Here is a 24,936-nt window from a genome sequence, read left to right as displayed (position 1 = left end):
GCCGGGGTGATGGCCGGGCCGCTGGTCCGCTCCTCCTACCGCGCCGGCCGGCTCTACGCCCAGACCAAGCGCCACCGCGGCGAGGAACTGCCCGCAAACCTCGCGCACCTGGCCGAAGCCGGACCCGCCGCCCAAGAAGCCAGCAGCCTCCTCACGCGCTGAAAGTCCCCCGACGTGCGAGCATTGCACGCACTGCCTGCAATGGGGGTGTGATGGCGACCTTGACGATCCGGGACCTCGACGACGACCTGGTGGCGGCGCTGCGGGTGCGTGCAGCCGAACACGGCCGGTCAGTGGAGGCTGAGGTGCGTGACATTCTCCACTCGGTGCTGACCAGGCCCTCCGGCGGTGCGGGCATGGCGACCAGGATCCGGCGCCGCTTCGCCGGCGGCGTCGAGATCGAGCCGCCCGCTCGCGGTGAACCGGCAGGGGCCGCGGTGTTCGACGAGTGACCTGCTCGCCATCGACGCCCCGAGGCTGCCCGACAGCCGTTGTCACCCCTGGCAGAGGGGCCGGGGCCGCGAGGGGTGAGCGGGGCCGATGGGAAGATGGCGTCCGTGACGGCGAGTACCGACGACATCGACAAGGCGGCCGGCCTGCTGCGCGCCGGGCGCTTGGTGGCCTTCCCCACCGAGACGGTCTACGGCCTGGGCGCCAACGCCGAGGACGCGGCCGCCGTGACGGGGGTGTTCCAGGCCAAGGGGCGCCCGCCGTCGCATCCGCTCATCGTGCACATCGGCGGTGCGGACCTGCTGGGGGAGTGGGTCGAGGACGTCCCGGAGACGGCGCGCCTGCTGGCCGAGCGTTTCTGGCCCGGCCCGCTGACGCTGGTCCTCCGGCGCGCGCCCCGGGTGCCGCTCGAAGCGACCGGCGGCCTGGAGACCGTGGCCATCCGGGTGCCCAGCCATCCCGTCGCGCTCGCGCTGCTCTCGGCGTTCGGCGGCGGGGTCGTGGCCCCCTCCGCCAACCGGTTCGGCTCCGTCAGCCCCACGACCGCCGAGCACGTGCGGGCGGAGCTCGGCGACGTGGTCGACTTCGTGCTGGACGGCGGCCCCTGTGACGTCGGCGTGGAATCGACCATCGTCGACCTCACGGGCGAGACCCCGAGCGTCCTGCGGCCCGGCGGGGTGACGCGCGAGGACCTCGAAGCGGTGCTGGGGCGGCCGGTCACGGTCCCTGCCACGAGCCACGTCCGGGTGCCGGGGCAGCACCCGTCGCACTACGCGCCGCGCGCGCGGGTCGTGCTGGTCGAGCCCGAGAAGGTCGTCGTCGAGGCGGAACTCGCGCAGGAGCAGGGGCACCAGGTGGGCGTCCTGCTGCCGCCGTCGTCCGGCGAACCCACGACGGCGCACGCGGTGGTGCCGGTCCCCGGCTCGATGGCCGACTACGCACGCAACCTCTACGGATTCCTGCGTGAATTCGATCAGCGGGGGTGCGACCTCGTCGTGGCGTCCCTGCCGCCGGAGGAGGGGCTCGGGCTCGCGATCGCCAACCGGCTGCGCCGCGCCGCCGGCCCCCGCGACTGACACGAAGCACCAGGGACCCGGGAGCTTGCCGGGGCCAGCAGTCCGATTTATAGTCCCTCGGTGGCAAGGCCCTCCGCCGTCCATCTGGTCAACCTGGACCTCAACCTGCTCGTCGTGCTGCGCGAGCTCCTGCGGGAACGCAACGTCACCCGGGCGGCCGCGCGCCTCGGCGTGACCCAGCCCGCGGTGAGCGCGTCGCTGGCGCGGTTGCGCCGCCACTTCGACGACGACCTGCTGGTCCGCAGCGGCAACGGCTACGTGCTGTCCCCGCTGGCCGCGCAGCTGACCGACCAGGTCGAGGCGATCTGCGGCGCCACCGAACGCCTCTTCGGCACCGGCCACGACTTCGAACCGGGCGTCTCCGGCCGCGAATTCACGGTGTTCATGGCCGACTACACGATCGAGGTGCTGGGCTCCCGGCTGTCCGCCCTCCTGGCCGAGCAGGCGCCCGGTGTGCAGCTGCACGTCCGGCTGGTCCGCGAGGCGTTCGCCAGGGACATCGGGGGCACGATCCGCCTGATCGACGGCCTCGTCGCGCCCCCGGCCAGCCGCTTCGACCTGCCCGACGTGCGCTCGGTGGAGCTGTTCACCGAGCGGTGGGTGTGTGTCGTCGACGCCGCGAACCCGCACGTCACCGGGGACGAGCTGAGCCTGGCGCAGCTGGCGGAGATGACCTGGGTCGCCCCGTTCCAGCCCGACCGCGGGTTCGCCCCGGCCGCGCCGATGAGCCGCCAGCTGGTGTTGTTCGGCATCCAGCCGCGCATCCGCGTCCGCGTGGAGAGCTACCAGGCGGTGCCGCACTTCGTGGCCGGCACCGACCGCGTGGCGCTGCTGCAGGAACGGCTCGCCCGGCGCGTCGCGCCCCGGCTCGGCCTGCGGATCCTGCCGTGCCCTGGCGATCCGGAACCGATCGTGGAGCGGTTCTGGTGGCACACCGACTACGACGGCGACCCCTCGCACCGCTGGTTCCGCGAGGTCCTGGTGTCCCTGGCCGCCGGCATCTGAACCACCATCAATGCGGTTTATGCCCGCGCAGCACGATCTTCTATTTCCGGCCGCCCGGCGCACCCGCTTAGCGTGTGATCCATGCCGCACCCCCTCACCGAGCTCAAGGTCCACACGGTCCGCAAACCCCCCGGCCCTGCCAGACACCACGTCACCGCCGACGTCTGCGTCGTCGGAGCCGGGATCGCCGGCCTGTCCGCCGCCGTCGAATCCGCCCGCCTGGGCCGCTCGGTGGTCCTCGTCGACGCGCTGCCGGTGCTCGGCGGCCAGATGGTCAACTCGCTGATCGGCCTGTTCTGCGGCGTGTTCGGCAACGCGCCCGGCTACCGCCGGCTCACCCACGGGATCTTCGACGACATCTTCCGCGACCTGGACGCCACGGGCGACCTGTTCTACACGCGACGGCACACGATCACCGTCGGCTACGACGAGGTCGCGCTCGGCCGGTGGGTGGAGAACACCGTGCGCGAGCACGGCATCCAGGTGATCACCGGTGCGTCGATCACCGGGGTGGTCCGCGACGGGGAACGGATCGAGTCGGTCACCTTCGCGACCCGGTACGGCTCCGTCGAGGTCGGCGCGGTCGGCTTCGTCGACGCCAGCGGCGACGCCTCCCTGGTGTGGGAGGCTGGGCTGCCGTGCCGGCTGCCGGAACGGGAGATCTACGGCTCCCAGCAGCTGGTCGTCGAGCACGTCGACGAGGACGGCAAGCCCGACCCGGACGTGCTGGCCGAGCGGGTCGGCGCCAAGGCCGCGGAGTACGGCCTGCGCCGCCACGACGGGCTCGCGTTCTACTTCCCCGGCCGCGGCACCGCCGTGCTCAACATGACCCACATCGAAGCGCCGCTGGACCCGATCGCCGCCGCGCGCGCCCAGCTCGACGGCAAGGCGCAGGCCGACCGGGTCGTGGCGTTCCTGCGTGCCGAGTTCCCGGCCGCGTTCGGCCGCGCCCGGGTGCGGGCCTACGGGTTCCCCGGACGGCGCCAGACCCGCTGGGCGCAGGGCGCCCACCAGCTGACGCTGGACGAGGTGCGGTCCGGGAAGCGCTTCCCGGACGCGGTCGCGCGCACCGCGTGGCCGGTCGAGCTGCACGACAGCCCGGAGGGCTACGTGTGGGAGACTTTCGGGCCGGACCACGTGCACTACGTGCCGCTGCGCGCGATGACGCCGCCGGAGGCGCACAACGTCCTGGTCGCCGGCCGCTGCGTCGACGGCGACGCGGCCGCCCTGTCGAGCATCCGGGTAATGGGCCCGTGCGGGGCGATGGGCATGGCGGCCGCGCACGCGCTGGACCTCGCGGGCAAGGACAGCGTGCACGACATCGACCACGGCGACCTCGCCGCCCGGTTGTCCGCCAACCTCGACGGCTGAGGAGGACCCTTGGTACGCAGCGACTTCCCGCCCGGAACCGTGCGCTGGGCGACCCGGCGGGCGCAGTGGCGCGCGCTCGGCCTCACCGACGACGACCTCCGCAAACCCAAGATCGCCGTGGTCAACTCCTCGTCGGACCTGGCCATCTGCTTCAGCCACCTGGACGAGATCGCCGCGCGGATCAAGAAGGGCATCGCCGCGGCGGGCGGTCTCGCGTTCGAGGTGCGCACCACCGCGCCCAGCGACTTCATCCACTCCGCGGGCCACGGCGGCGGCTACATCCTGTCCGCCCGCGACCTCATCGTCAACGACATCGAGGTCGCCGTCGAGGGCGCCCAGCTGGACGGCATGATCTGCCTGGCCAGCTGCGACAAGACCGCGCCGGCGCAGCTGATGGCCGCCGGGCGGCTCGACATCCCCACGCTGCTGGTCGCGTGCGGCTACCAGCCCAGCGGGTGCTTCCGCGGCGGGCACTGCGACATCGAGGAGGTGTTCCTGCACGCCTGCGGCCAGTCCACAGTGGACGAGCTGACCGAGATGAGCGACGTCGCCGTCGGCGGGCCGGGGGTGTGCCCGGGCATGGGCACCGCGAACTCGATGCACATCGTCGCCGAGGCACTCGGCATGGCGCTGCCCGGGACCACACCGGTGGCCGCGAACTCGCCCGCGATGTGGGCCGCCGCCGACGCGGCCGCCGCCCGGATCGTCGAGATGGTCCGCGAGGACTTGCGCCCGCGCGCCGTCCTCACCGAGGCGGCCTTCCGCAACGCGGTCCGGGTGGCGCTGTCGGTCGGCGCGTCGATCAACACCGTCAAGCACCTCCAGGCCGTCGCGACCGAGTCCGAAGTGGACCTCGATGTTCTCGGCCTCTACGCCGAACTCGGCTCCACCACGCCGGTCCTGTCCGCCGTGCGGCCGAACGGCCCGCACACGATCGAGCGGTTCGAGGCCGCGGGCGGCGCGGCGGCGGTGATGCACGCGCTCGGCGACCTGATCGACCCGTCGCCGCTGACCGCGACCGGCGCCACCGTGGGTGAGAACTTGGCCCCGGTCACCGTGGCCGACCCGGAGATCATCCGTACCCGCGACCAGCCGTTCACCGACCAGCCGCTGATCGTGGTCCTGCGTGGTTCCCTCGCCCCGGCCGGCGGCATCGTCAAGCTCGCCGTCGGCGACGAGCGGCCGGCCGCCTTCATCGGCCCCGCCCGCTGCTTCGAGTCGCAGGAGGACGCCGTGGCCGCGCTCGCCGATGGACGGATCGCCCCCGGCGACGTCGTGATCGTCCGCGGCCTGGGCCCGCGCGGCCGCCCCGGCATGGGCATGGCCTCCCAGATCGTGTTCGCGCTGGACCGCGACGGGCTCACCGGCCGGGTCGCGGTCGTCACCGACGGCCAGCTCTCCGGCCTGGTCAACCGCGGCATCGTGGTCGGCGAGGTGCGCCCCGAGGCCGCCGACGGCGGGCCGCTCGCGCTCGCCCGCGACGGCGACACCGTCCACATCGACCTGCCCGCCCGGGTCTGCGACCTGCGGGTCGGCCCGGCCGAACTCGGCACCCGAAACCCCCAGCCGGCCCGGGACCACGAGGAGACCGGCTGGCTGTCCGTCTACCGCCGGACCGTGCGTCCCCTCGACGACGGCGCCGTGCTCCGTCCCTGACCTCTCCCCGACAGGAGGCCGCAATGGCGCTGCCCGAAGTTCCCCCGTCCACCGCGATCGGTGAAGCCGACCAGCGGCGGTCCGCCCGCGGCGGGGCGTTCTCGATGTTCGTCGACAGTTTCGACGTGTACCTGCCCGCGCTGGTCCTGCCTGCCGCGATGGCCTACTTCATGCCGCCCGACCTGCCCGCGTCGGTGCGCGCCACGTTCACCACCCTGCTGTTCACGGTCGGGCTGGTCGCCCGTCCGATCGGCAGCGTGATCTTCGGCAACCTCTCCGACCGCATCGGCCGCAAACCGGTCACCATGATCAGCGGCTGGGGTTTCACCATCGTCACCCTGCTGATCGGCCTGCTGCCCGGCTACGGGTCGTGGGGCTACGGCGCGATCGCCGTGTTCGCGGTGCTCCGGCTGATCGGCGGGATCTTCCTCGCCGGCGGGTACGCCGCGCCGATCCCGCTCGCGCTGGAACAGGCGCCACCCGGCCGTCGCGGCCGCGTCGGCGGTCTCATCGGCGTCGGCGCCCCCGCCTCGTTCCTGGTGATCAACACGCTCTTGCTCGGCATGCTCGACGTGCTCCCGCACAGCGGCTTTCTCTCCTGGGGCTGGCGGATCCCGTTCTTCCTCGGCTTCGCGCTCGGGGTGGCGTACCTGATGCACTACCGCCACGTCGTCGAGGACGAGTCGGCGCGCACCGCGCGCCAGGGCGCCCGTCAGCCGGTGGTCGAGCTGTTCACCGCGCACCGGGCGCTGATCTTCAGCGTGTTCCTGTTCACCTGCGGCTACTGGTTCGCCAGCCAGATGTCGGTGTCGTTCCTGCCGACGCTGCTCGTGCAGGTGCTCGACCAGAGCCCGCGGCTGTCGTCGGCCGTGGAGATCATCGGATCGGTCTGCTCGATCGTGCTGATCATGGTGCTGGCCGCGGCCGGGCAGCGGTTCGGGCGGCGGGCGCTGCTGATGCGGTGGGCGCTGGTGCTGGCGTTCGTGGTCGGCGGCGCGTTCGCGCTGCTGGTCGTCGCCGCGCGGGCGGGCGCCCCGGTGTGGCTGATCGCGCTCATCGCGGTGGTGGCGAAGGTGCTGCCGTCGGCGCCGCTGGGGGTCATCCTGGTCTACCTCAACGAGCGGTTCCCCGCCTCGGTGCGGGCCAGCGGGTACGGGATCGGCTACATGTTCGGGCTGATCCTGCCGGGCCTCTACACCGTGTGGCTGCTCGCGCTGTCGGCGATCATGCCCTACGAGTTCACCCCGATCGTGCTGATCGTGTTCGGCGGCCTGCTGATGTTCGCGGCGGTGCGCCGCGGGCCGGAGACGAACCCGGTGGGGCAGCACGTGCCCGTCGTCGCGAGCGAGGTGGTCCGGTGATCCTCACCGACGAGGAGAAGGCCATGCGCGACGGCGCCGAGGGCCCGGCCGTCGCGGCCGCGATGGACCTGCTCATCCGGTACGGCGATGCGCTGGGCGCGCAGCGGCTGTGCGACACCCGCAACGTGGCTGGCACCAGCACCCAGCCCTCGCCGCTGAAGGCGAAGCTGGTGGCCGCCGGCGGCTGGCACAAGGCGTTCGCCGTGCTCAACCTCGACTGCGACGACGCCATCGAGATCCCGGACATGCGGGTGCCGACCTGCCAGCTGCAGCAGGGTTTCGGACCGGATTCCGCCGGTGTGGTGCCGTATCCGAAGGAGTTCGTCGACCTGCAGAGCGACGCCGAAGCGTTCTACGGCCGGCGGGGCGTGAACATCCTGGCCACCTGCACGCCCTACCAGGTGGGCAACCTGCCGGTGCGCGGCGAGCACTGCGCGTGGATGGAGTCCTCCGCGGTGGTCTACTGCAACTCGGTGCTCGGCGCCCGGACCAACTGCGAGGGCGGCACGTCCACCGGCGCGGCGTCGCTGACCGGAAAGATCCCGTGCTGGGGCAACCACCTCGCGGAGAACCGGTTCGGCACCCACCACATCCGCGTCGAATCCGGGGTGCGCGACTTCCTCGACTGGGGCATGCTCGGGTACTTCGCCGGAGAGCTGGTGCAGGACCAGCGGCCGGTGATCACGGGCGAGTTCACGCGGCCGGATCTGGTGGACCTCAAGCACTTCGGCGCGGCGGCGGCGTCCTCCGGCGGCGTGGAGCTCTACCACCTGCCCGGGATCACCCCCGAGGCGCCGACCGTGGAAGCGGCGTTCGACGGCCCCGTCCCGGACGCCGTCGTCTACGGTCCCCGCGAGCGGCGGGCGATCTACGAGAAGCTGAACGACCAGGGCCGGTCCACCGACGTCGACTTCGTCCTGCTCGGCTGCCCGCACGCCTCGATCGACCAGATCCGCGCCGCGGCGCGGGCGCTGGACGGCAAGAGCCTGCACTCAGGCACCCAGCTGTGGATCATGGCACCGCGGGCGCTCAAGGCCGTGGCCGACCGCAGCGGCTACACCGCAGTGATCGAAAAGGCGGGCGGCAAGCTGCTGGCCGACTCGTGCCCGGCGATGTCGCGGGTGGCGCCGCCGGGCACGAAGGTCTTCGCCACCGACTCGGCCAAGCAGGCCCACTACCTGCCCGCGATCCTGGGCATCGAGGCCTGGTTCGGGTCGCTGGAGGACTGCGTGGACGCGGCGGTCACCGGGTGCTGGCGGGGAGGGCTGCGATGATCACGTTGCGTGGCCGGACGGTCGTGCCCGGGGTGGCCGAGGGCGAGGCGCTGGTGTCGCACGAGACGATCTCCGGCTGGGGCGGCATCGACCCGGCGACCGGCACGATCATCGAGCGCAGGCACGAGCTGTGCGGGGTGTGCTTCACCGGGAAGATCCTGGTGTTCCCGGGCGCGAAGGGCTCGTCCGGCTGGTCGGGTTTCTTCCAGTCCACCCGGCTGCTGGGCACCGCCCCGCTGGGCATGATCTTCACCGTGACCACGACGAAGGCCGCGCTGGGTGCCGTCGTCACCCGGGTCCCCACGCTGAGCGACCTCGACCAGGACCCGGTCGCGGTGATCCGCACCGGCGACCACCTCCGCCTCGACGCGGACCGCGGGATCGTGGAGATCACCCGGGGGTGAGCGCACCGATGAGGTTTCCGCGCCGCGTCCGTCGGTACGTGTGAGACCGACTCACGAGAGGCTGACGCCATGCGGAAACTGACCTTCGCCATGAACGTGACCCTGGACGGCTACATCGCCGCGCCGGGCGACGACCTGGGCTGGAGCGGGGGTGAGGGGCCGGACTCGTCGCCGGGCGACGAGCTGTTCCAGTGGTGGTCCGACCGGGTGGCGGCGACCGGCCTGTCGCTGTACGGGCGCAAGTTGTGGGAGGCGATGAGTCCCCACTGGCCGACCGCCGGCGAACAGCCCGGCGCCACGCCGGCGGTGATCGAGTTCGCCCGCCGCTGGCGGAACATGCCGAAGGTGGTGTTCTCCTCGACGATCGACCGGGTCGGCTGGAACACCCGCCTGGTCACCGGCGACGCGGTCGCCGAGATCACCCGCCTCAAGGCCGGGGACGCCGGCCCGATGGACATCGGCGGCGCGACGCTCGCCGGGGCGGCCATGCGGGCCGGGCTGATCGACGAGTACGTCCTGGTCACCCACCCCGTCCTGGTCGGCGGCGGCACGCCGTTCTTCACCACGCTGGACAGCTGGGTGAACCTGAACCTGGTCGAGACGCGGACGTTCCCCGGCGGGGTGGTGCTGACCCGGTACGAGACGAGGTGATCACAGCGTCGGCGGCAGGCCCAGCCAGGGTGTGCCTGCGGCGTCGAACCCGGTGAGCTCGGCGATCTTGCCGTCGACGACGTGCAGGGCCGCGACGGCGAACAGCCGGTGGTCCGGGTCGCCGGGGGTGAGCAGGTAGAGCGCGGCGGCTGGCATGCGGTTGACGGTCGTGGGGATGCCGCGCCAGTCGTCGTGGCCGGGCTGGAAGAGGCCACCGGCGATCCAGCCGTCCACCGCGTCCTTGGCCGTCGTGGTCACGGCGCCGGAGTCGGGCAGCATCGCGAAGCGCAGGTCGTCGCGCAGCAGGGACGTCAGCGCGTCGAGGTCGTTGCGCTGGTGCGCGTCGATGTAGGCCTTGACCACGCTGCGTTCGTCGCTGGACAGCTCGTGGGTGGCGGGGCTGCGCCAGTCGAGCCGGCGGCCGGGCAGCTGCTCGCGCATGGTCACGCGGGCGCGTTGCAGTGCGCTGGTCACCGAGGCGACGGTCAAGTCGAGGGCGTCGGCGGTCCGCGGCGCCGGCCAGCCGAGGACGTCGCGCAGGATGAACACCGCCCGTTGCCGTGGCGGCAGGTGCTGGACGGCGACGATGAACGCCAGCTCGATCGTCTCCCGCGCCACCGCCGTTTCCTGCGGGTCCTCGGGGAGCATCCGGTCGGGGTAGGGCTGCAGGTAGGGCAGCTCGAAGTCCGGCAGCCCGGACGGCACGGGTGTGCGGTTGTCGCGTTTGTCCAGGAAGTCGAGGCAGGCGTTCGTCGCGATCCGGTACAGCCAGGTCCGCAGCGCGGCGTGGCCCTGGAACGACTCCCGCTTGTGCCACGCGCGCAGGAACGTCTCCTGCGTCAGGTCCTGGGCGTCCGCGAAGTTGGCGAGCATCCGGTAGCAGTGCACCAGCAGCTCACGCCGGTGGCGCTCGGTGATGAGCGCGAACCGCGCCGCATCGCCGGAACGGGCCGCGGCGATGAACGTGGCCTCGTCGGCGCCGAGGGGCCGGGCGTCGGTCATGGTCGTCAATCCTTCCACGAGAGGGCTACCCGTACCGACGACCTGGCGGAGGATTTCTGATCGCCGCCAGCCGTGTTGCGCAATCTTGACGAGCGTCACCAGTGCGCTAGTCTCGGAGCATGTCCGGGGTTGCCGCGTTCCGGCTCAGCGACGAGCAGCAGGAGTACCAGCGCTGGGTGCGCGACGTCGCCACCGGCAAGCTCACCCCGCGCGGAACCGGGCGGGTGGACCGGGAGCTCGTCCGCACCCTGGGCGAGCTCGGGCTGCTCCGCGGGCTGTTCGGCGGGGGCGCGGAACCTTCGGACGCGGCCGCCGTGCAGTTGTGCCTGCTGCGGGAGACGATCGCCCAGATCAGCACCGAGGCGGAGACCGCGCTGGCCCTGCAGGGGCTGGGCAGCTACCCGATCCTGCAGTCCGGCTCCGCCGGGCTGCGGGCGCGCTGGCTGCCCGCAGTGATCTCCGGGGAAGCCGTCGCCGCGTTCGCCCTGACCGAAGCCGGCGCGGGGTCGGACGCGGCGGCCCTGCAACTGCGTGCCGAGCGCGACGGCGACAGCTGGGTGCTGACCGGCGAAAAGCTCTGGATTTCCAACGCTCCCGACGCCGACATCTACACGGTGTTCGCCCGCACCACCCCCGACGCCGGCGCGCGCGGGGTCACTGCCTTCGCCGTTCCCGGCGACAGCGCGGGGCTGTCCGGCGAGCCCCTGGAGATGCTGTCACCGCACCCGATCGGACGCCTGGTGTTCGACGGGGTGCGGGTGCCCGCGGACGCCGTGCTCGGCGAGGTCGACCGCGGGTTCGCCGTCGCCATGCGCACGCTGGACCTGTTCCGGCCCAGCGTCGGCGCGTTCGCGGTGGGGATGGCGCAGGCGGCGCTCGACGCGACCGTGGCCCACGTCCGCGAGCGCCGGGTGTACGGCGCGCCGCTGGCGAGCCAGCAGGCCGTCGCGCACCGCATCGCCGACCTGGCCACCGAACTCGAAGCGGCCCGCCTGCTCGTCTACGCCGCGGCCGCCGCCTACGACGACGGCGGCGAGCCGGACCAGCAGTCCCGGCGGTCGGCCATGGCGAAGCTGTACGCCACCGAAGCCGCGCACAAGATCATCGACGGCTGCGTGCAGCTGCACGGCGCGGCCGCCCTGCGGCACGGGCACCCGCTCGAACACCTCTACCGCGACGTCCGGGCGCTGCGCATCTACGAAGGCGCCTCCGAGGTCCAGCGTTCCATCATCGCGCGCAACCTGATCGGCAGGGAGTACACCCGATGACCTACCGCTTCCACGCCTCGCCGCGGCTCACCGAGGACTGGCGGCACTTCCGGTTCGGCAAGGCCGACGGGGTGGCCACGGTGACGCTGGACCGGCCGGAGAAGCTCAACCCGCTGACCTTCGAAAGCTACGCCGACCTGCGCGACCTGCTCGCCGAGCTGCCGCACCACCAGGACGTGCGGGTGCTGGTGATCCGCGGCGAGGGCCGGGGTTTCTGCGGCGGCGGCGACGTCGAGGAGATCATCGGCGAGCTGATCAAGATGGAACCACGTGACCTGATGCGGTTCACCAAGATGACCGGCGCGGTGATCCGGGCGATGCGGGAGTGCCCGATCCCGATCATCACCGCCGTCCACGGCATCGCGGCCGGAGCGGGCGCTGTCGTCGCGCTGGCTTCGGACTTCCGCGTCGTGAGCACCTCCGGGCGGTTCGCGTTCCTGTTCACCAAGGTCGGCCTGTCCGGTGGCGACATGGGCGCGGCCTACCTGCTGCCGCGCGTGGTCGGGCTGGGCCGCGCCACCGAACTGCTGATGCTCGGCGACACGATCGACGCCGAGACGGCCGACCGCTACGGTCTGGTGTCGCGGCTGGTCGCCGACGCCGACCTGGACGCCACGGTCACCGACCTGGCCCGCAGGCTCGCCGACGGGCCGGCACTCGCCCTCGCGCAGACCAAGTCGCTGCTGACCGCCGAGCTGGACATGTCGATCTCGGCGTCGATGGAACTGGACGCGATGACCCAGGCCCTGCTGATGACCACCCGCGACCACGCCGAGTTCCACGCCGCCTTCACCGAACGCCGCCCGCCGCGCTGGGAGGGGCGGTGAGGGTCGCGCTCGTGACCGGGGCCGGCCGGGGCATCGGTCGCGCGATCGCGCGGCGGCTCAGCGCCGAAGGCTGCCGGGTCGCGCTCGTGGCGCGCAACCGCGAGCAGCTCGACGAAACCGCCGCCGGGTGCGCGGGGCCGGTGCGCGTGATTCCCGCGGACGTCACCGACCCGGACGCCGCCGACCGCGTCCACGACGAGGTCGAACAGCAGTGGGGTCCGGTGGAGATCCTCGTCGCCAACGCCGGCGCGGGCCACTCCGCCCGCCTGGAACGCACCACCGACGCCGACTGGCAGCGGATGCTGGACCTCAACCTGACCGCGCCGTTCCGGTTCGTGCGCCGGTCGGTGCCGTCGATGCGCGCGGCGGGGTGGGGGCGGATCGTGGTCATGGCGTCCACGGCCGCCCGGATCGGCGAGCCCTACATCGCCGCCTACACCGCCAGCAAGCACGGCGTGCTGGGCCTGGTGCGCGCCGCGGCGGCGGAACTGGCCCGCACCGGCGTGACGGTGAACGCCGTCTGCCCCGGCTACGTGGACACGCCGATGACCGAGCAGACGATCGCCGCCATCGTGTCCACGACCGGGCGCAGCGCCGAGGAGGCGCGGGAGACGTTGGCGCGCAAGCAGCCGATCGGCCGGCTGATCCAGCCGGACGAGGTGGCCGACGCGGTGTGGTTCTGCGTGCGGTCCGGCGCGGTGACCGGGCAGGCGCTCCAGGTGGACGGAGGTGCGGTGCAGTGAGCGTGCAGCGGGTGAATCCGCCGGAGCTGGCGCCGCCGCGGGGGTTTTCCCACGCGGTGGTCGCGACCGGCACGACGGTCTTCCTGGCCGGGCAGACCGCGCTCGACGCCGACGGCCGGATCGTCGGCAGCACCGTGGTCGAGCAGTTCGAGCGGGCGCTGTCGAACCTGCTCGGCGCGCTGCGCGCGGCCGGTGGCACGCCGGACCGGCTGGTCAGCCTCACCGTCTACGCCACCGATCTGGCCGGCTACCGCGCGCATGCCCGCGAGATCGGCGAGGTGTGGCGGCGCCTGGCGGGCACCGACTACCCGGCCATGGCCGCGATCGGCGTGTCCCGGTTGTGGGACGCCGAGGCGCTGGTGGAGGTGCAGGGTTTCGCCGTGGTGTGAGGCGGTCAGGCCGCCGCGCGCAGCGATTCGACGTAGTCGTGCGCCGGGCCGGCCAGCCTGCGCCGCAGCTCGAAGAACGTGTCCGCCGCCCGGATGCCGATCCAGTCCGGCGGCAGCACGTCCAGCGGCAGCCCGGGCTCCAGGTAGGGCAGGCGGCGCCAGTCGGTGAGCGCGTTGACGTAGTCGGCGAAGGCGCGGGCGCCGTCGATGCGGCGGCGCCGCCGGTAACCGGCCAGGACCGGCCCGTGCTGGGCCAGGAACGCGTCGTAGAGCTCGTGCAGGCGGTCCAGGTCCCACCAGTCGCGCACGCGGTCCGCGGTCGCGGCGAAGCCGGCGTGATCGGCCCGGAACAGCTCGACGTAACCCTGCAGCCCTTGCCGGGCCAGGGTTTCGCGGGTCTCGTCGAGCAGGTGCGCCGGGGCGATCCACACGCCCGCGGAGACGGTCCCGAACCCGAGCCAGGACAGCCGGGAGCGCAGCTGGTGGCGTTTGTCGCGTTCGGACTCCGGCACGCTGAACACCACCATCAGCCAGCCCTCGCCGGCGCTCGCGCGGCGGCGTTCGAAGATGCGGCGGTCGCCTTCGTCGAGGATTTCCCGTGCGGTGTCGGACAGTTCGTACCCGGCGACGCCGCCGACCTTCGCCGCGGTGAGCAGTCCCCGGCGCTTGAGGCGGAAGATCGACGAGCGCACCGAGGGCTCGTCGACCCCGCACTGCGCCAGCAACTGGATGAGCGAGGCGACGCTCATCCAGCCGCCCGCCTCCCGGGCGTAGAGGCCGTAGACGGTGACGATCAGCGCGCGTGGTTTCGGCGCGCGGTCTTCGGGATCGGCAGGCACGCGGCGCAGCTTATCGGGTGCCCTGCTTTCTGACGATTGCTTGACTGTCGTCACGAAGAGAGAATACTTGGCCTATGACCACCGTGGGTCCGGGGCTCAGCCCCTCCGCTCATGTCGACACCTTCTGCCGGGACCACCTCCCGCCGGCGCGGTTGTGGCCCGAACTCCTCCTCGACCTGCCCTACCCGCGACGACTGAACTGCGGGGCCGAACTGCTCGACGCGGTGATCGCCGAGCACGGGCCGGACCGCCGGTGCCTGCTCACCACGGACGGCCGGGCCTGGACCTACGGCGAGCTGCGCGACCAGGTGAACCGCACCGCGTGGGTGCTCACCGAGCAGCTCGGCGTCGTCCCCGGCCAGCGCGTGCTGCTGCGCGGCCCCAACACCCCGGCGCTGGCCGCGTGCTGGCTCGCCGTGATGAAGGCCGGCGCGGTCGCCGTGCCCACCATGCCCCTGCTGCGGGCGGCCGAGCTCACCACCATCGCCGAGATCGCCCAGGTCGGCCTGGCCCTGTGCGATGCGCGCTTCACCGACGAACTGCGCGCCGCGGACCTGCGCGGCGCGCCGGTGGTCACCTACGGATCGGCGGCCCCGGACGATCTGGACGCGCGGACCCGCGGCGCGCCGGTGGAGTTCACCGCCGTCGACACCGCGGCCGACGACGTCGCCCTGCTGGCCTTCACCTCGGGCACCACCGGACGGCCGAAGGCCACCATGCACTTCCACCGCGACATCCTCGCGATCGCCGACACCTTCTCCCGGCACGTCCTCAAACCGCGCCCGGACGACCTGTTCACCGGGACGCCGCCGCTGGCCTTCACCTTCGGCCTCGGCGGGCTGCTGGTCTTCCCGCTGCGCGCCGGCGCGGCCACGCTCCTGATCGAAAAGGCGACCCCCGACCAGCTCGCGGACGCGATCGAGGCCCACGACGTCACGGTCTGCTTCACCGCCCCGACGGCCTACCGCTCGATGCTCCGCTCGGGCCGGGTGCAGGCGCTGGGCCGGTTGCGGCGCGCGGTGTCGGCGGGGGAGCACCTGCCGGAGTCGACCTGGCGGGCCGTGCACGAGGCGACCGGACTGGCGCTCATCGACGGCATCGGCTCCACCGAGATGCTGCACATCTTCGTGTCCGCCGCCGACGACGACATCCGGCCGGGCGCGACCGGCCGCGCCGTCCCCGGGTACCGGGCCGCGATCCTCGACGACCACGGCGAGCCGCTGCCGCCCGGCACGCCCGGCCGTCTCGCGGTGAAGGGCCCGACCGGCTGCCGCTACCTCGCCGACGACCGGCAGGCCGCCTACGTGCAGAACGGCTGGAACATCACCGGCGACACGTTCGTCGCCGACTCCGACGGCTACTTCCACTACCTGGCGCGCAACGACGACATGATCGTCTCCGCCGGCTACAACATCGCCGGCCCGGAGGTGGAGGAAGCGTTGCTCGCGCACGACGCCGTGCAGGAATGCGGAGTGGTCGGCGCCCCGGACACCGAACGCGGGCAGATCGTGAAGGCGTTCGTGGTCCTGCGGCCGGGCGTCGCGGGCGACGCGGATCTGGTGGCCGAGCTCCAGGCCTTCGTCAAGCAGCGCATCGCCCCGTTCAAGTACCCGCGGGCGGTGGAGTTCGTGGACAGCCTGCCGCGCAGCGCGACCGGGAAGCTCCAGCGGTTCAAGCTGCGGCAACGTGCCGCGCAGGCCGGGTGAGGAGACGAGGATGCGGATCGCGGTCGTCGGCGGTGGCCCGGGCGGGCTGTACTTCGCCGCGCTCGCCCAGCAGCTGAGCCCGGGCGACGAGATCGACGTCTGGGAGCGCAACGCCGCCGACGACACCTTCGGCTTCGGCGTGGTGTTCTCCGACGAGACGCTCGGCGGCATCGAGCACGCCGACGAGTCGGTCTACCGGCAGATGGAGCGCGAGTTCGCCCGCTGGGACGACATCGACGTCCACTACCGGGGCCAGGTGCTGACCAGCGGCGGGCACGGCTTCGCCGCGATGAGCCGGAAACGACTGCTGCAGATCCTCCAGCAGCGGTGCGCGGAACTCGGTGTGCGGCTGCACTTCCGCACGCTCGCCCCGGACGTCGGCCGGCTCGCCGCGGACTACGACCTCGTGGTCGCCGCCGACGGGGTGAACTCCGCGGTGCGCGCCCGCCACGCCGGCGTGTTCCGCCCGTCGCTGGAGTCCCGCCGCTGCGCCTACATGTGGCTCGGCACGGACAAGGTGTTCGACGCGTTCAAGTTCTACATCGTCGACACCCCCTACGGGGTCATGCAGATCCACGGCTACCCATTCGACGCGACCGGCAGCACCTTCATCGTCGAGATGGCGGACGAGGTGTGGCAGCGCGCCGGGTTCAAGGCCTTCGCCGACCGTGAGTTCGCGCCCGGCGACTCCGACGAGAAGTCGATCGCGCTGGTGCGGGAACTGTTCGCCGACGTGCTCGGCGACGCCCAGCTGCTGGCGAACAACTCCCGCTGGATCACCTTCACCACCGTGCGCAACCAGCGGTGGCGCCACGGCAACGTCATCCTGCTCGGCGACGCCGCGCACACCGCGCACTTCTCGATCGGCTCCGGCACCAAACTCGCCATGGAGGACGCCCTCGCGCTCGCCGCGGCGCTGCACGAGCAACCGGACGTCGAGCGGGCGCTGGCCGCCTACGAGGCCGAGCGGCGGCCGGTGGTCGAGTCGACGCAGCGGGCCGCGCAGGCGAGTCTGGAGTGGTTCGAGAACCTGGGGCAGTACGTGCACCAGGAGCCGGTGCAGTTCGCCTTCAACATCATGACCCGCAGCCGCCGGGTCACCTACGACAACCTGCGCGTGCGGGACCCGGAGTTCGTCGAGCGGGTGGACGAGTGGTTCGCCCGGCACGAGCAGCGGCGCGGCAACGGCGACGGCGACGTGCGGCCGCCGATGTTCCAGCCGTTCCGCGTGCGCGGGCTGGAGCTGAAGAACCGGGTCGTGGTGTCCCCGATGGACATGTACCGGGCGACCGACGGCCTGCCAGGCGACTTCCACCTCGTCCACCTCGGCGGCAAGGCGCTCGGCGGCGCGGGCCTGGTGATGACGGAGATGGTGTGCGTGTCCGCCACCGGCCGCATCACCCCCGGCTGCACCGGGATCTACACGGCCGAGCAGACCCGGGCGTGGCGGCGGATCACCGATTTCGTGCACACCGAGACCACGGCGAAGATCGGCATCCAGATCGGGCACTCCGGCCGCAAGGGCTCCACGAGGTTGATGTGGGAGGGGATCGACCAGCCGCTGCCGGAGGGCAACTGGCCGGTCGTCGCGCCGTCGCCGCTGCCGTACCGGCCGGGGGTGAACCAGGTGCCGCGGGAACTGACGGTGCGGGACCTCGGCGAGATCCGGCAGCAGTTCACAGACGCGGCGGCGCGCGCCGTCGAGGCCGGGTTCGACTTGCTGGAACTGCACTGCGCGCACGGGTATCTGCTGTCGTCGTTCATCTCGCCGCTGACGAACCGCCGCACGGATCGCTACGGCGGTTCCCTGCGGGCGCGACTGCGGTTCCCGCTGGAGGTGTTCGCGTCGATGCGTGAGGTGTGGCCGTCCGATCGGCCGATGAGCGTGCGGATTTCGGCCACGGACTGGTGCGACGACGGGATCACGGCCGACGACGCGGTGGAGATCGCGGCCGCCTTCGCCGAGGCGGGTGTGGATCTCGTGGACGTCTCCACGGGCCAGGTCCACCCCGACGAGAAGCCCGCGTTCGGCCGGTCGTACCAGACCCCGTTCGCCGACCGGATCCGCAACCGCACCGGCGTCGCCACGATGGCCGTGGGCGCGATCTCCTCGCACGACGACGTGAACTCGATCCTGCTGGCCGGCCGCGCGGACCTGTGCCTGCTGGGCCGTGCCCACCTCTACGACCCGAACTGGACCCTGCACGCGGCCGCGGAACAGTCCTACACCGGCCCCGGCGCGGACTGGCCGCTGCCGTGGCGCGCGGGTTCCCGCCGCCCCCAAACGGGCCGCACCGAAGGCCCGAAGCCACGCCTGGAACTCATCCGCCACGGCGAACCCGGGACGGCGCACCGCCGCTGGCGGCCCGGGCGGGGTGAGCCAGACGAGTGACTACCCGGGAACCACCTGCGCGGCTCCGGCGTGGGCGTCGCGATAATGCCCCGGTGCCACGCCGAATTCCCGTTTGAACGCGTGCGAGAACGCGAACGGCGAGGCGTATCCGACGCGTCTCGCGATGGCTGCCAGCCCCAGGTCGGTTTCCCGCAACAGCCGCGCCGCGAGCGTCATCCGCCAGTGCGTCAGGTAGGTCATCGGAGCCTGCCCGACCAGGTCCGTGAACTTGCGGGTGAGCGTTGTGCGGGACAGGCCCGCTTCCGCGGCCAGGTCCTCGATCCGCCACGGCCTGCCGGGGCTGCTGTGCATCGCTTCGAGCACCGCCGTGATGGCGGGATCGCGGAGCGCCCGGGGCCAGCCGAGGTGCCCGTGATCGTCGAACCAGGCGCGGATCATGTAGACGAGCAGGAGATCGAGCAGGCCGGCGAGCGCCGCGTCCCGCCCCGGGCGCCGGGTCGTCGTCTCGGCGGCCAGGAGGTCCAGCGTCCCGCGCAGGTGGCTGTGGTCGCCGAGGTGGGCCGGCAGGTGCACGAGGTCCGGCAGCGTGGCCAGCAGCGGGTGGCTGTGCCGCCGGTCCAGCCGGTACTTGCCGCACAGGAATTCGACGCCGCCCGACGGATCGGCCACGGCGGTCTCGAACGGCACGGCGCCGGCCCCGTCGCGCGAGCCGGACAGCACGTGCCCGTCACCGGCGGGCAGGAGCACGACATCCCCGGGGCCGAGCTGAACCGGCTCCCGGCCGTGCATCAGCAGCCAGCCGGAACCACGGAGCACCACGTGGAAGCCCGCGCCGTCGTACGGCGCGAACCGGTACGACCACGGGAAACCGACCCGCATCCGGTTGGCCGCGGGCCGCCCGGTGCGCATCACCCCGATGATGTCGCTGAGCAGATCCACGCGGTCGACTGTACCGCTCACGCACTGGGCCGGACTCGTATGCAAACGGGCCGATCGATCATTCACCGGCTCACCTGCCGTGCCTAGCCTGGGCTCATGGCTGATTTCACCATCGGCGCGGTCGAAGTGACCAAAGTGCGCGAATGGACCGGCGAGATCGCACCGGCCCGCTTCATCATTCCCGACAGCACCCCGGAGATCTGGCGGGACAACGACTGGCTGGCGCCCGACCACTGGAACCCGGACACCGGCGCCTACCACGGCGCTGTGCAGACCTGGGTCCTGCGCAGCGAAGGCAAGACCGTGCTCGTGGACACCGGGGTGGGCAACGGCCGCGACCGGCCGCAGATCCCGCTGTTCGACCACCTCGACACCGATTTCCTCGACCGGCTCGCCGCCGCCGGTGTCCGGCCGGACGATGTGGACGTCGTCGTCAACACCCACATCCACTACGACCACGTCGGCTGGAACACCCTCGGCGGCGCCCGGGGCTGGGAGCCGGCGTTCCCGAACGCGACCTACCTCATCCCGGCCGTCGACGCGCGCTACTTCGCGCCCGAGAATGCCGGACGGCGCCCCACGCCCCGCGACGACTACGATCGCTTGCGGCGCAAGGGAAGTCTCCTCGTCTACGCCGACAGCATCGCGCCGGTGCTCGGCCGCGCCACGCTGTGGGAGGACAGCTACCGGGTGGACGGGAACCTCACCCTGGAACCGGCGCCCGGGCACACCCCGGGATCCTCCGTGCTGCGCGTTCGTTCCGGCGGCGACAAGGCCGTCTTCGTCGGCGACATCCTGCACAGCCCCGTGCAGATCCTGGAGCCGTCCTGCAACAGCTGCTTCTGCGAGGACCGCGAGCAGGCGGCAGCGACCCGCAGGCGCGTGCTCGAACAGGCCGCGGACGAGGTGGAGATCGTGATCCCCGCGCACTTCGCCGGCGCCGGAGCGGCCGAGGTGAAGCGCGACGGCAGCCGGTTCCGCATCGACCGGTGGGTCGGCGCGGACGAGGCGGACCGCGCACCAGCCGACGTGCGCCGGTGACCACATCCTGATGCCCGAGACGGCTGCGTCGGATGGGAAGCCGCCCGGACGTTCCTGTCGGTCCGCCCTCAGAGCGGCAGCGGGCTGACGTGGTAGGCCAAGCCGGCCACGAGACCGCCCAGGAACGGCCCGGCCACGGGGATCCACGCGTAGGCCCAGTCGGATCCGGTCTTGCGGCCGAGCCGCAGGACGGCGTGGACGATGCGCGGGCCGAGATCGCGCGCGGGATTCAGGGCGTAGCCGGTCGGCCCGCCGAGGGAGGCGCCGATCCCGACGACCAGGAGGGCGACAGCGAGCGGGCCGAGGCCGGACGGTGTTCCGCCGAGGAGCAGGACCACGTAGACCAGGACGAAGGTGGCGATCGTTTCGGTGAGGACGTTCCAGGCGGGGGTGCGGATCGCCGACCCGGTCACGAACACGCCCAGCACGGCGCCGTCGTCGGTCTCGGCGTCGAAGTGCTTCTTGTAGCAGAGGTAGACGAGGACGGCGCCGGCCATCGCGCCGGTCAGCTGCCCGGCCATGTAGACGGCGGCGTGCGGGAGGCCGGCGGCGACACCGGGGGCGAAGTCCTGCCCGGCGATCCACAGCCCGAGCGTGACGGCGGGGTTGAGGTGGGCCCCGGACCGGGCGGCGGTGTAGACGCCCGCGAACACGGCGAGGCCCCAGCCGAAACTGACCAGCAGCCAGCCCCCGCCGTGTCCCTTCGATCCGGTGAGGGCGACGTTGGCGACAACCCCGCAGCCGAGCAGCACGAGCAGCGCCGTGCCGATCAGCTCGGAAAGGAAGATGCTCCCCATCGAGTTCTCCTGAGGTGGTTCGTGCCGGTTTTCCGGGCAGGGCGCAGCCCCGCCCGGCGGACGTGCCGCCGGGCGGTGGCGCGGACTGGATCAGTGGCGGGTCACCAGACGGTGTAGCCGCCGTCGACGACGAGGTCGGTGCCGGTGCAGAAGGCGGCCGCGTCGGAGGCCAGGAAGACGACCGCGGGTGCGATCTCGGAGGGCGTGGCGACCCGGTTCATCGGGGTGCCCGCGAGCCAGGCGCGGCGCCACTCCTCGTTGTCCATCCCGCGCTGGGTCAGTTCGGTGCCGACGTAGCCGGGGGAGACGGAGTTGACGCGCACGCCGCGGCCGGACCATTCGCCCGCCAGCGACTTGGTGAGGTGGATGACGCCCGCCTTCGCCGCGTTGTAGGCGGCCTGCGGCTGCGGGAAGTTGCTGATGTGGCCGCTCATGCTGCCGGTGTTGACGATGCTCCCGCCGCCTTGGGCGAGCATCCGGGAACCCGCGGCGCGGCAACAGTGGAACACGCCGTCGAGGTTGACGGCGAGAACCTTGCGCCAGTCGTGGTCGGACAGCGACTCGCTGGGGTGGTTGTGCACGATGCCGGCGTTGTTCACGGCGATGTCGATCCGCCCGGCGGTGCTGACGACGTGGTCGAACGCGGCTTCCACGGCGGCGGAGTCGGTGACGTCCGCGGCGACGAACTCGACGCCGAGCCGCTCGGCGGTGGTCTCGCCGGCTTCGTCGTTGATGTCGCAGATGAACACCCGGGCGCCCGAGTCGCGCAGCCCGGTGACGATGGCTTCGCCGATGCCCTGGGCGCCGCCGGTCACGATCGCCGTGCGTCCGGCCAGGGAGAACACCGGCAGGGTCGGGGTGGTGCTGGTCAACGGTCACCTCGCGGGGTCGTGGACGGGCGTGCGGTGGGTGCGCTGCCGCAGTCGCGGACGTCGTAGGTGCCGTCGGCGCGGCCGACGACCATCTCGTCCGCGATCCCGGTGAACAGGCCGTTCTCCACCACGCCGGGGATCCAGTTCAGCTGGGCGTCGATCGCCAGCGGGTCGGCGATGGACTTCAGGTGGGCGTCGATCAGGTAGTTGCCGCTGTCGGTCACGACCGGCGCCCCGTCCCGGGTGCGCAGCGTCAGTTCGGCGGCGGGATGGCCGAGTTTGTCCAGCAACCGGGCGATCGAGCGCTTCGTAGACTCCCACTCGTAGGGGATGACCTCGATCGGCAGCGGGAACGCGCCCAGCGCCGGGACGACCTTGCTGTCGTCCACCACCGCGACCATCCGGTCCGACGCGTCGGCCACGATGCGTTCCCACAGCAGGCAGGCGCCGCCGCCCTTGATCATGGCGCCGTCGTGGTCGATCTCGTCGGCGCCGTCGATCGTGAGGTCCAGCCGGACCGCTTCGGCGAGGGTGGTCAGCGGCACCCCGGCCTCGATCGCGAGATCGCGGGTGGCGGTGGAGGTCGGCACCCCGACGACGTCGAGGCCGTCGGCCACCGCCTTGCCGAGCGCGCGCACGAACCAGTGCGAGGTCGTCCCCGAACCCAGGCCCAGCTTCATCCCGTCGTGCACGTAGGTTTCGATGGCGCCGACACCGGCCGCCCACTTCGCCCGGTCCTGGTCACTGCTCGGTTGCATGGAACTCCTTGTCCGCCAAGCCCTCGGCCAGTGCGCCGAAGGTGTCGATGGTGGTCACGCCCGAGAGCGGGTGCCCCCAGGACACGTGCCGGTAGGGCACTCCGGCGCGTTGTGCGGTGAGCGCGTCGATGCCGGTGTCGCCGACGTAGAGTGCGTCGGCGGGGGAGACGTCCAGCGCGGTGAGCGCGGCTTCGAGGTGCCCCGGGTCGGGTTTGCCCGCGGGCACCGCGTCGATGCCGACGACGACGTCGACCAGCGGGGCGAGCCCGGTGGCGGCGAGGACGTCGTGGGACAGGCCGGTGCGCTTGTTGGTGCACACCCCGATCCGGATTCCCTTGTGCCGCAACGCCTGGAGTGCTTCGTGTGCGTCGGCGTGCACGGTGGTCGCCGCGGCCGGTTCGGCCCGGTAGGCGCTGGAGTAGGCCGCCAGCACCGGACCCGCGAGCGCGGGACACCGCCGACGGCGTCGAGCGTGCCGCGGACGAGTTCCGCGGCGCCGCCGCCCAGCAGACCGCGCACCCGGTCGGCGCCGATCCCGGGCAGACCGTGCGCGGTCAGCGCGGAGGTGAGCGCCCTGGCGATGTCCGGGGCGCTGTCGACGAGAGTGCCGTCCAGGTCGAGCACCACCGCACGCGTCACGCCGGCACCGTTTCGGCGAACAGCGGGCGCAGGCCCTCGTACAGGTGCCGGTGGCGCTGGAAGATCCGGTCGTAGGTCGCGACGGCGGCGGGGTCGGGCGTGAAGGTCTGCTCCACGGCCAGCATGCCGACGGCCTCGGTGAGATCCCGCCACCAGCCGATCCCCACCCCGGCGGCGAGCGCGGCACCGTAGGCGCCGCCCTCGGCCACCCCGGTGACGGTGACGGTTTCCCGGTTCAGGACGTCGGCGAGGATCTGCAGCCACAGCGGTTCCTTGGTCGCGCCACCGGAGGCCACGACCCGGTCGCACGGCAGCCCGGCCTGCCGGTAGACCTCGAGAATTTCCCGCATGTTCAGCACGACGCCCTCCATCACACTGCGCGCGATGTGGCCCAGGTGGTGCATCGGGGTGAGTCCCACCCAGCTCGCCGACGCCTCGGGCGCGACGTGCGGGGACCGTTCGCCGAGCAGGTACGGCAGGAACAGCACGCCTTCCGAGCCGGGGCCGATGTCGCGGGCCAGTTTGGACAGTCGTTCCAGGGTGACCGGGTCGGCGGCGGTGACGGGGGCCAGCGCGTCGCGCAGCCACTGGAAGGCGCCGCCCGCGCTGAGCGACACCCCCATCACGTGCCAGCGTCCCGGTTCGTTGCCGCAGGAGACCTGCACCCGTCCGCCGGGGTTGTCCGGGCACCGGGACGCGCCGCCGGCGACGATGCCCGCGGTGCCGATCGTGAACCCGACCGGTCCGGTGTCCAGCAGGCCCATCGCGGTGGTCTGGATGACCGCGTCGCCGCCGCCCCCGAACACCGGTGTGCCTTCGGGGATGTTCCACCGGGCGGCGAGACCGGGCAGCACGGTGCCGGTGGCCTCGACGGATTCGACGACGTCGGGCAGCAGCGCGCGCTCGATGCCGAGGAGCCCCAGCAGCTCGTCGGACCAGCGGCGGTTCGCGACGTCGAACAGGCCGGTGCCCGAGGCGTCGGACACGTCGGTGGCGTACTCGCCGGTCAGACGGAGGCGCAGGTAGTCCTTGGGGTTGAGGATGCGGCGGGTCCGGGCGAACAGTTCCGGTTCGTGCTCGCGGAACCACACGATCTTGCACCCGGTGAAGCCGGGCAGCATCCGGTTGCGGGTCATGCGCAGCAGCTCGTCCAGACCGCCGGCGCGGTCGGTGATCCACTCGCATTCCCGCGCGGCGCGCTGGTCGTTCCACAGGATGGCCCGCCGCAGCGGTTCGCCCGCGCCGTCGAGCGCGGTCAGCCCGTGCATCTGCCCGCACAGGCCGATTCCGGTCACTTCCCGGCCGCGGTCGGGCAGGCTCGCGGTGACGGCGGCGAGTGCCTCGTCGGTGGCCGCCCACCAGTCGGCGGGTTCCTGCTCGGCCCAGCCGGGATTGGTGGTGTGCACGGGGTAGTGGCGCAGCACCTTGGCGACCACTTCACCCGAGCGCGACACCGCGATGACCTTGCACGCCGAAGTGCCCAGGTCGATGCCGATCAGCATGTTGTTGTCCTTC

General features: G+C 72.4%; 23 protein-coding genes and 2 pseudogenes. 17 read left to right on the top strand and 8 right to left on the bottom strand.

Features of this window, described 5'->3' with window-relative positions; genetic code table 11:
• The 10 genes and pseudogenes from ABZ215_RS26015 to ABZ215_RS25970 all read left to right on the top strand — a co-directional run.
• Nucleotides 1-162 (top strand): annotated as a pseudogene (locus ABZ215_RS26015) (lipoyl synthase); the annotation flags it as partial.
• Between the two features lie 50 nt (nt 163-212).
• Nucleotides 213-452, top strand: a complete 240-nt coding sequence (locus ABZ215_RS26010; RefSeq protein ID WP_027935750.1) for a plasmid stabilization protein — start codon at nt 213-215, stop codon at nt 450-452.
• Between the two features lie 96 nt (nt 453-548).
• Nucleotides 549-1,526, top strand: coding sequence for an L-threonylcarbamoyladenylate synthase (locus ABZ215_RS26005; protein ID WP_354952334.1), 978 nt, complete (start codon nt 549-551; stop codon nt 1,524-1,526).
• 60 nt (nt 1,527-1,586) lie between these two features.
• Nucleotides 1,587-2,531, top strand: a complete 945-nt coding sequence (locus ABZ215_RS26000; protein ID WP_354952332.1) for a LysR family transcriptional regulator — start codon at nt 1,587-1,589, stop codon at nt 2,529-2,531.
• 81 nt (nt 2,532-2,612) lie between these two features.
• Nucleotides 2,613-3,902 carry an FAD-dependent oxidoreductase gene (locus tag ABZ215_RS25995; RefSeq protein ID WP_020417191.1) on the top strand — a complete coding sequence of 430 codons (1,290 nt, stop codon included), beginning with the start codon at nt 2,613-2,615 and terminating at the stop codon, nt 3,900-3,902.
• A 9-nt stretch (nt 3,903-3,911) separates the two neighbouring features.
• On the top strand, nt 3,912-5,558 hold the full coding sequence (ilvD, locus tag ABZ215_RS25990) for a dihydroxy-acid dehydratase (RefSeq protein ID WP_354952330.1): 1,647 nt from the start codon (nt 3,912-3,914) through the stop codon (nt 5,556-5,558).
• Between the two features lie 23 nt (nt 5,559-5,581).
• Nucleotides 5,582-6,919 carry an MFS transporter gene (locus ABZ215_RS25985; RefSeq protein ID WP_354952328.1) on the top strand — a complete coding sequence of 446 codons (1,338 nt, stop codon included), beginning with the start codon at nt 5,582-5,584 and terminating at the stop codon, nt 6,917-6,919.
• Nucleotides 6,916-8,193: an aconitase X catalytic domain-containing protein gene (locus ABZ215_RS25980; protein ID WP_354952326.1), complete on the top strand. Its 1,278-nt coding sequence runs from the start codon at nt 6,916-6,918 to the stop codon at nt 8,191-8,193. Before ABZ215_RS25985 ends, ABZ215_RS25980 begins: the two co-directional genes overlap by 4 nt.
• Nucleotides 8,190-8,597 (top strand): DUF126 domain-containing protein, encoded by a 408-nt coding sequence (locus ABZ215_RS25975; RefSeq protein ID WP_354714059.1) that lies wholly within the window; start codon nt 8,190-8,192, stop codon nt 8,595-8,597. Before ABZ215_RS25980 ends, ABZ215_RS25975 begins: the two co-directional genes overlap by 4 nt.
• A 69-nt stretch (nt 8,598-8,666) precedes the next feature.
• Nucleotides 8,667-9,248, top strand: coding sequence for a dihydrofolate reductase family protein (locus ABZ215_RS25970; protein WP_354952324.1), 582 nt, complete (start codon nt 8,667-8,669; stop codon nt 9,246-9,248).
• Here the strand turns inward: ABZ215_RS25970 and ABZ215_RS25965 are convergent, their stop codons facing one another.
• Nucleotides 9,249-10,250, bottom strand: coding sequence for an RNA polymerase subunit sigma-70 (locus ABZ215_RS25965; protein ID WP_354952322.1), 1,002 nt, complete (start codon nt 10,248-10,250; stop codon nt 9,249-9,251).
• Between the two features lie 119 nt (nt 10,251-10,369).
• On the opposite strand from ABZ215_RS25965, the gene ABZ215_RS25960 reads away from it, so the two are divergent.
• Genes ABZ215_RS25960 through ABZ215_RS25945 form a run of 4 tightly spaced genes read left to right on the top strand, consistent with a single transcriptional unit; the run spans nt 10,370 to nt 13,477 of the window.
• Nucleotides 10,370-11,518 (top strand): acyl-CoA dehydrogenase family protein, encoded by a 1,149-nt coding sequence (locus ABZ215_RS25960; protein ID WP_354952320.1) that lies wholly within the window; start codon nt 10,370-10,372, stop codon nt 11,516-11,518.
• Nucleotides 11,515-12,345, top strand: a complete 831-nt coding sequence (locus tag ABZ215_RS25955) for an enoyl-CoA hydratase family protein (protein WP_354952318.1) — start codon at nt 11,515-11,517, stop codon at nt 12,343-12,345. The genes ABZ215_RS25960 and ABZ215_RS25955 overlap by 4 nt, the downstream gene beginning before the upstream one ends.
• Nucleotides 12,342-13,088, top strand: coding sequence for an SDR family NAD(P)-dependent oxidoreductase (locus ABZ215_RS25950; protein WP_354952316.1), 747 nt, complete (start codon nt 12,342-12,344; stop codon nt 13,086-13,088). Before ABZ215_RS25955 ends, ABZ215_RS25950 begins: the two co-directional genes overlap by 4 nt.
• Nucleotides 13,085-13,477 (top strand): RidA family protein, encoded by a 393-nt coding sequence (locus tag ABZ215_RS25945; RefSeq protein WP_354952314.1) that lies wholly within the window; start codon nt 13,085-13,087, stop codon nt 13,475-13,477. Before ABZ215_RS25950 ends, ABZ215_RS25945 begins: the two co-directional genes overlap by 4 nt.
• A 5-nt stretch (nt 13,478-13,482) precedes the next feature.
• On the opposite strand, the gene ABZ215_RS25940 is transcribed toward ABZ215_RS25945, so the two are convergent.
• The gene (locus ABZ215_RS25940) at nt 13,483-14,316 is read right to left on the bottom strand and encodes a PaaX family transcriptional regulator C-terminal domain-containing protein (protein ID WP_354952312.1); all 834 of its coding nucleotides are present in this window, start codon (nt 14,314-14,316) and stop codon (nt 13,483-13,485) included.
• Between the two features lie 74 nt (nt 14,317-14,390).
• Between ABZ215_RS25940 and ABZ215_RS25935 the strand changes: the two genes are divergently transcribed.
• Together ABZ215_RS25935 and ABZ215_RS25930 are read left to right on the top strand one after the other, a co-directional pair.
• The gene (locus tag ABZ215_RS25935; protein WP_354952310.1) at nt 14,391-16,022 is read left to right on the top strand and encodes an AMP-binding protein; all 1,632 of its coding nucleotides are present in this window, start codon (nt 14,391-14,393) and stop codon (nt 16,020-16,022) included.
• Nucleotides 16,023-16,032: 10 nt separating this feature from the next.
• Nucleotides 16,033-18,414, top strand: coding sequence for a bifunctional salicylyl-CoA 5-hydroxylase/oxidoreductase (locus ABZ215_RS25930; protein ID WP_354952308.1), 2,382 nt, complete (start codon nt 16,033-16,035; stop codon nt 18,412-18,414).
• Here ABZ215_RS25930 and ABZ215_RS25925 read toward each other — a convergent pair whose 3' ends face one another.
• Entirely contained in the window at nt 18,415-19,314 is a 900-nt protein-coding gene (locus ABZ215_RS25925; protein WP_354952306.1) for an AraC family transcriptional regulator, read from the bottom strand.
• Between the two features lie 96 nt (nt 19,315-19,410).
• Here ABZ215_RS25925 and ABZ215_RS25920 point away from each other — a divergent pair, with 96 nt between their 5' ends.
• Nucleotides 19,411-20,355, top strand: a complete 945-nt coding sequence (locus tag ABZ215_RS25920; RefSeq protein WP_354952304.1) for an MBL fold metallo-hydrolase — start codon at nt 19,411-19,413, stop codon at nt 20,353-20,355.
• Between the two features lie 68 nt (nt 20,356-20,423).
• Here the strand turns inward: ABZ215_RS25920 and ABZ215_RS25915 are convergent, their stop codons facing one another.
• The 5 genes and pseudogenes from ABZ215_RS25915 to xylB all read right to left on the bottom strand — a co-directional run bounded on the left by ABZ215_RS25915 (nt 20,424) and on the right by xylB (nt 24,923).
• Nucleotides 20,424-21,152, bottom strand: a complete 729-nt coding sequence (locus ABZ215_RS25915) for an MIP/aquaporin family protein (protein WP_354952302.1) — start codon at nt 21,150-21,152, stop codon at nt 20,424-20,426.
• A 101-nt stretch (nt 21,153-21,253) separates the two neighbouring features.
• The gene (locus ABZ215_RS25910) at nt 21,254-22,024 is read right to left on the bottom strand and encodes an SDR family oxidoreductase (RefSeq protein ID WP_354952300.1); all 771 of its coding nucleotides are present in this window, start codon (nt 22,022-22,024) and stop codon (nt 21,254-21,256) included.
• Entirely contained in the window at nt 22,021-22,782 is a 762-nt protein-coding gene (rpiA, locus tag ABZ215_RS25905) for a ribose-5-phosphate isomerase RpiA (protein ID WP_354952298.1), read from the bottom strand. Before rpiA ends, ABZ215_RS25910 begins: the two co-directional genes overlap by 4 nt.
• A pseudogene (locus ABZ215_RS25900) lies at nt 22,766-23,266 on the bottom strand (HAD-IA family hydrolase); the annotation flags it as partial. The gene rpiA and the pseudogene ABZ215_RS25900, both read right to left, overlap by 17 nt.
• Nucleotides 23,267-23,417: 151 nt before the next feature.
• Nucleotides 23,418-24,923 carry a xylulokinase gene (xylB, locus tag ABZ215_RS25895; protein ID WP_354952296.1) on the bottom strand — a complete coding sequence of 502 codons (1,506 nt, stop codon included), beginning with the start codon at nt 24,921-24,923 and terminating at the stop codon, nt 23,418-23,420.
• Nucleotides 24,924-24,936: the final 13 nt, after the last annotated feature.

The organism is Amycolatopsis sp. NPDC006131 (assembly GCF_040614175.1).
In the GTDB taxonomy this organism is placed as follows: Bacteria; Actinomycetota; Actinomycetes; order Mycobacteriales; family Pseudonocardiaceae; genus Amycolatopsis_E; species Amycolatopsis_E tucumanensis.
Note: the sequence above shows the minus strand (reverse complement) of the source record. Positions and strands in the feature narration are given on the sequence as shown.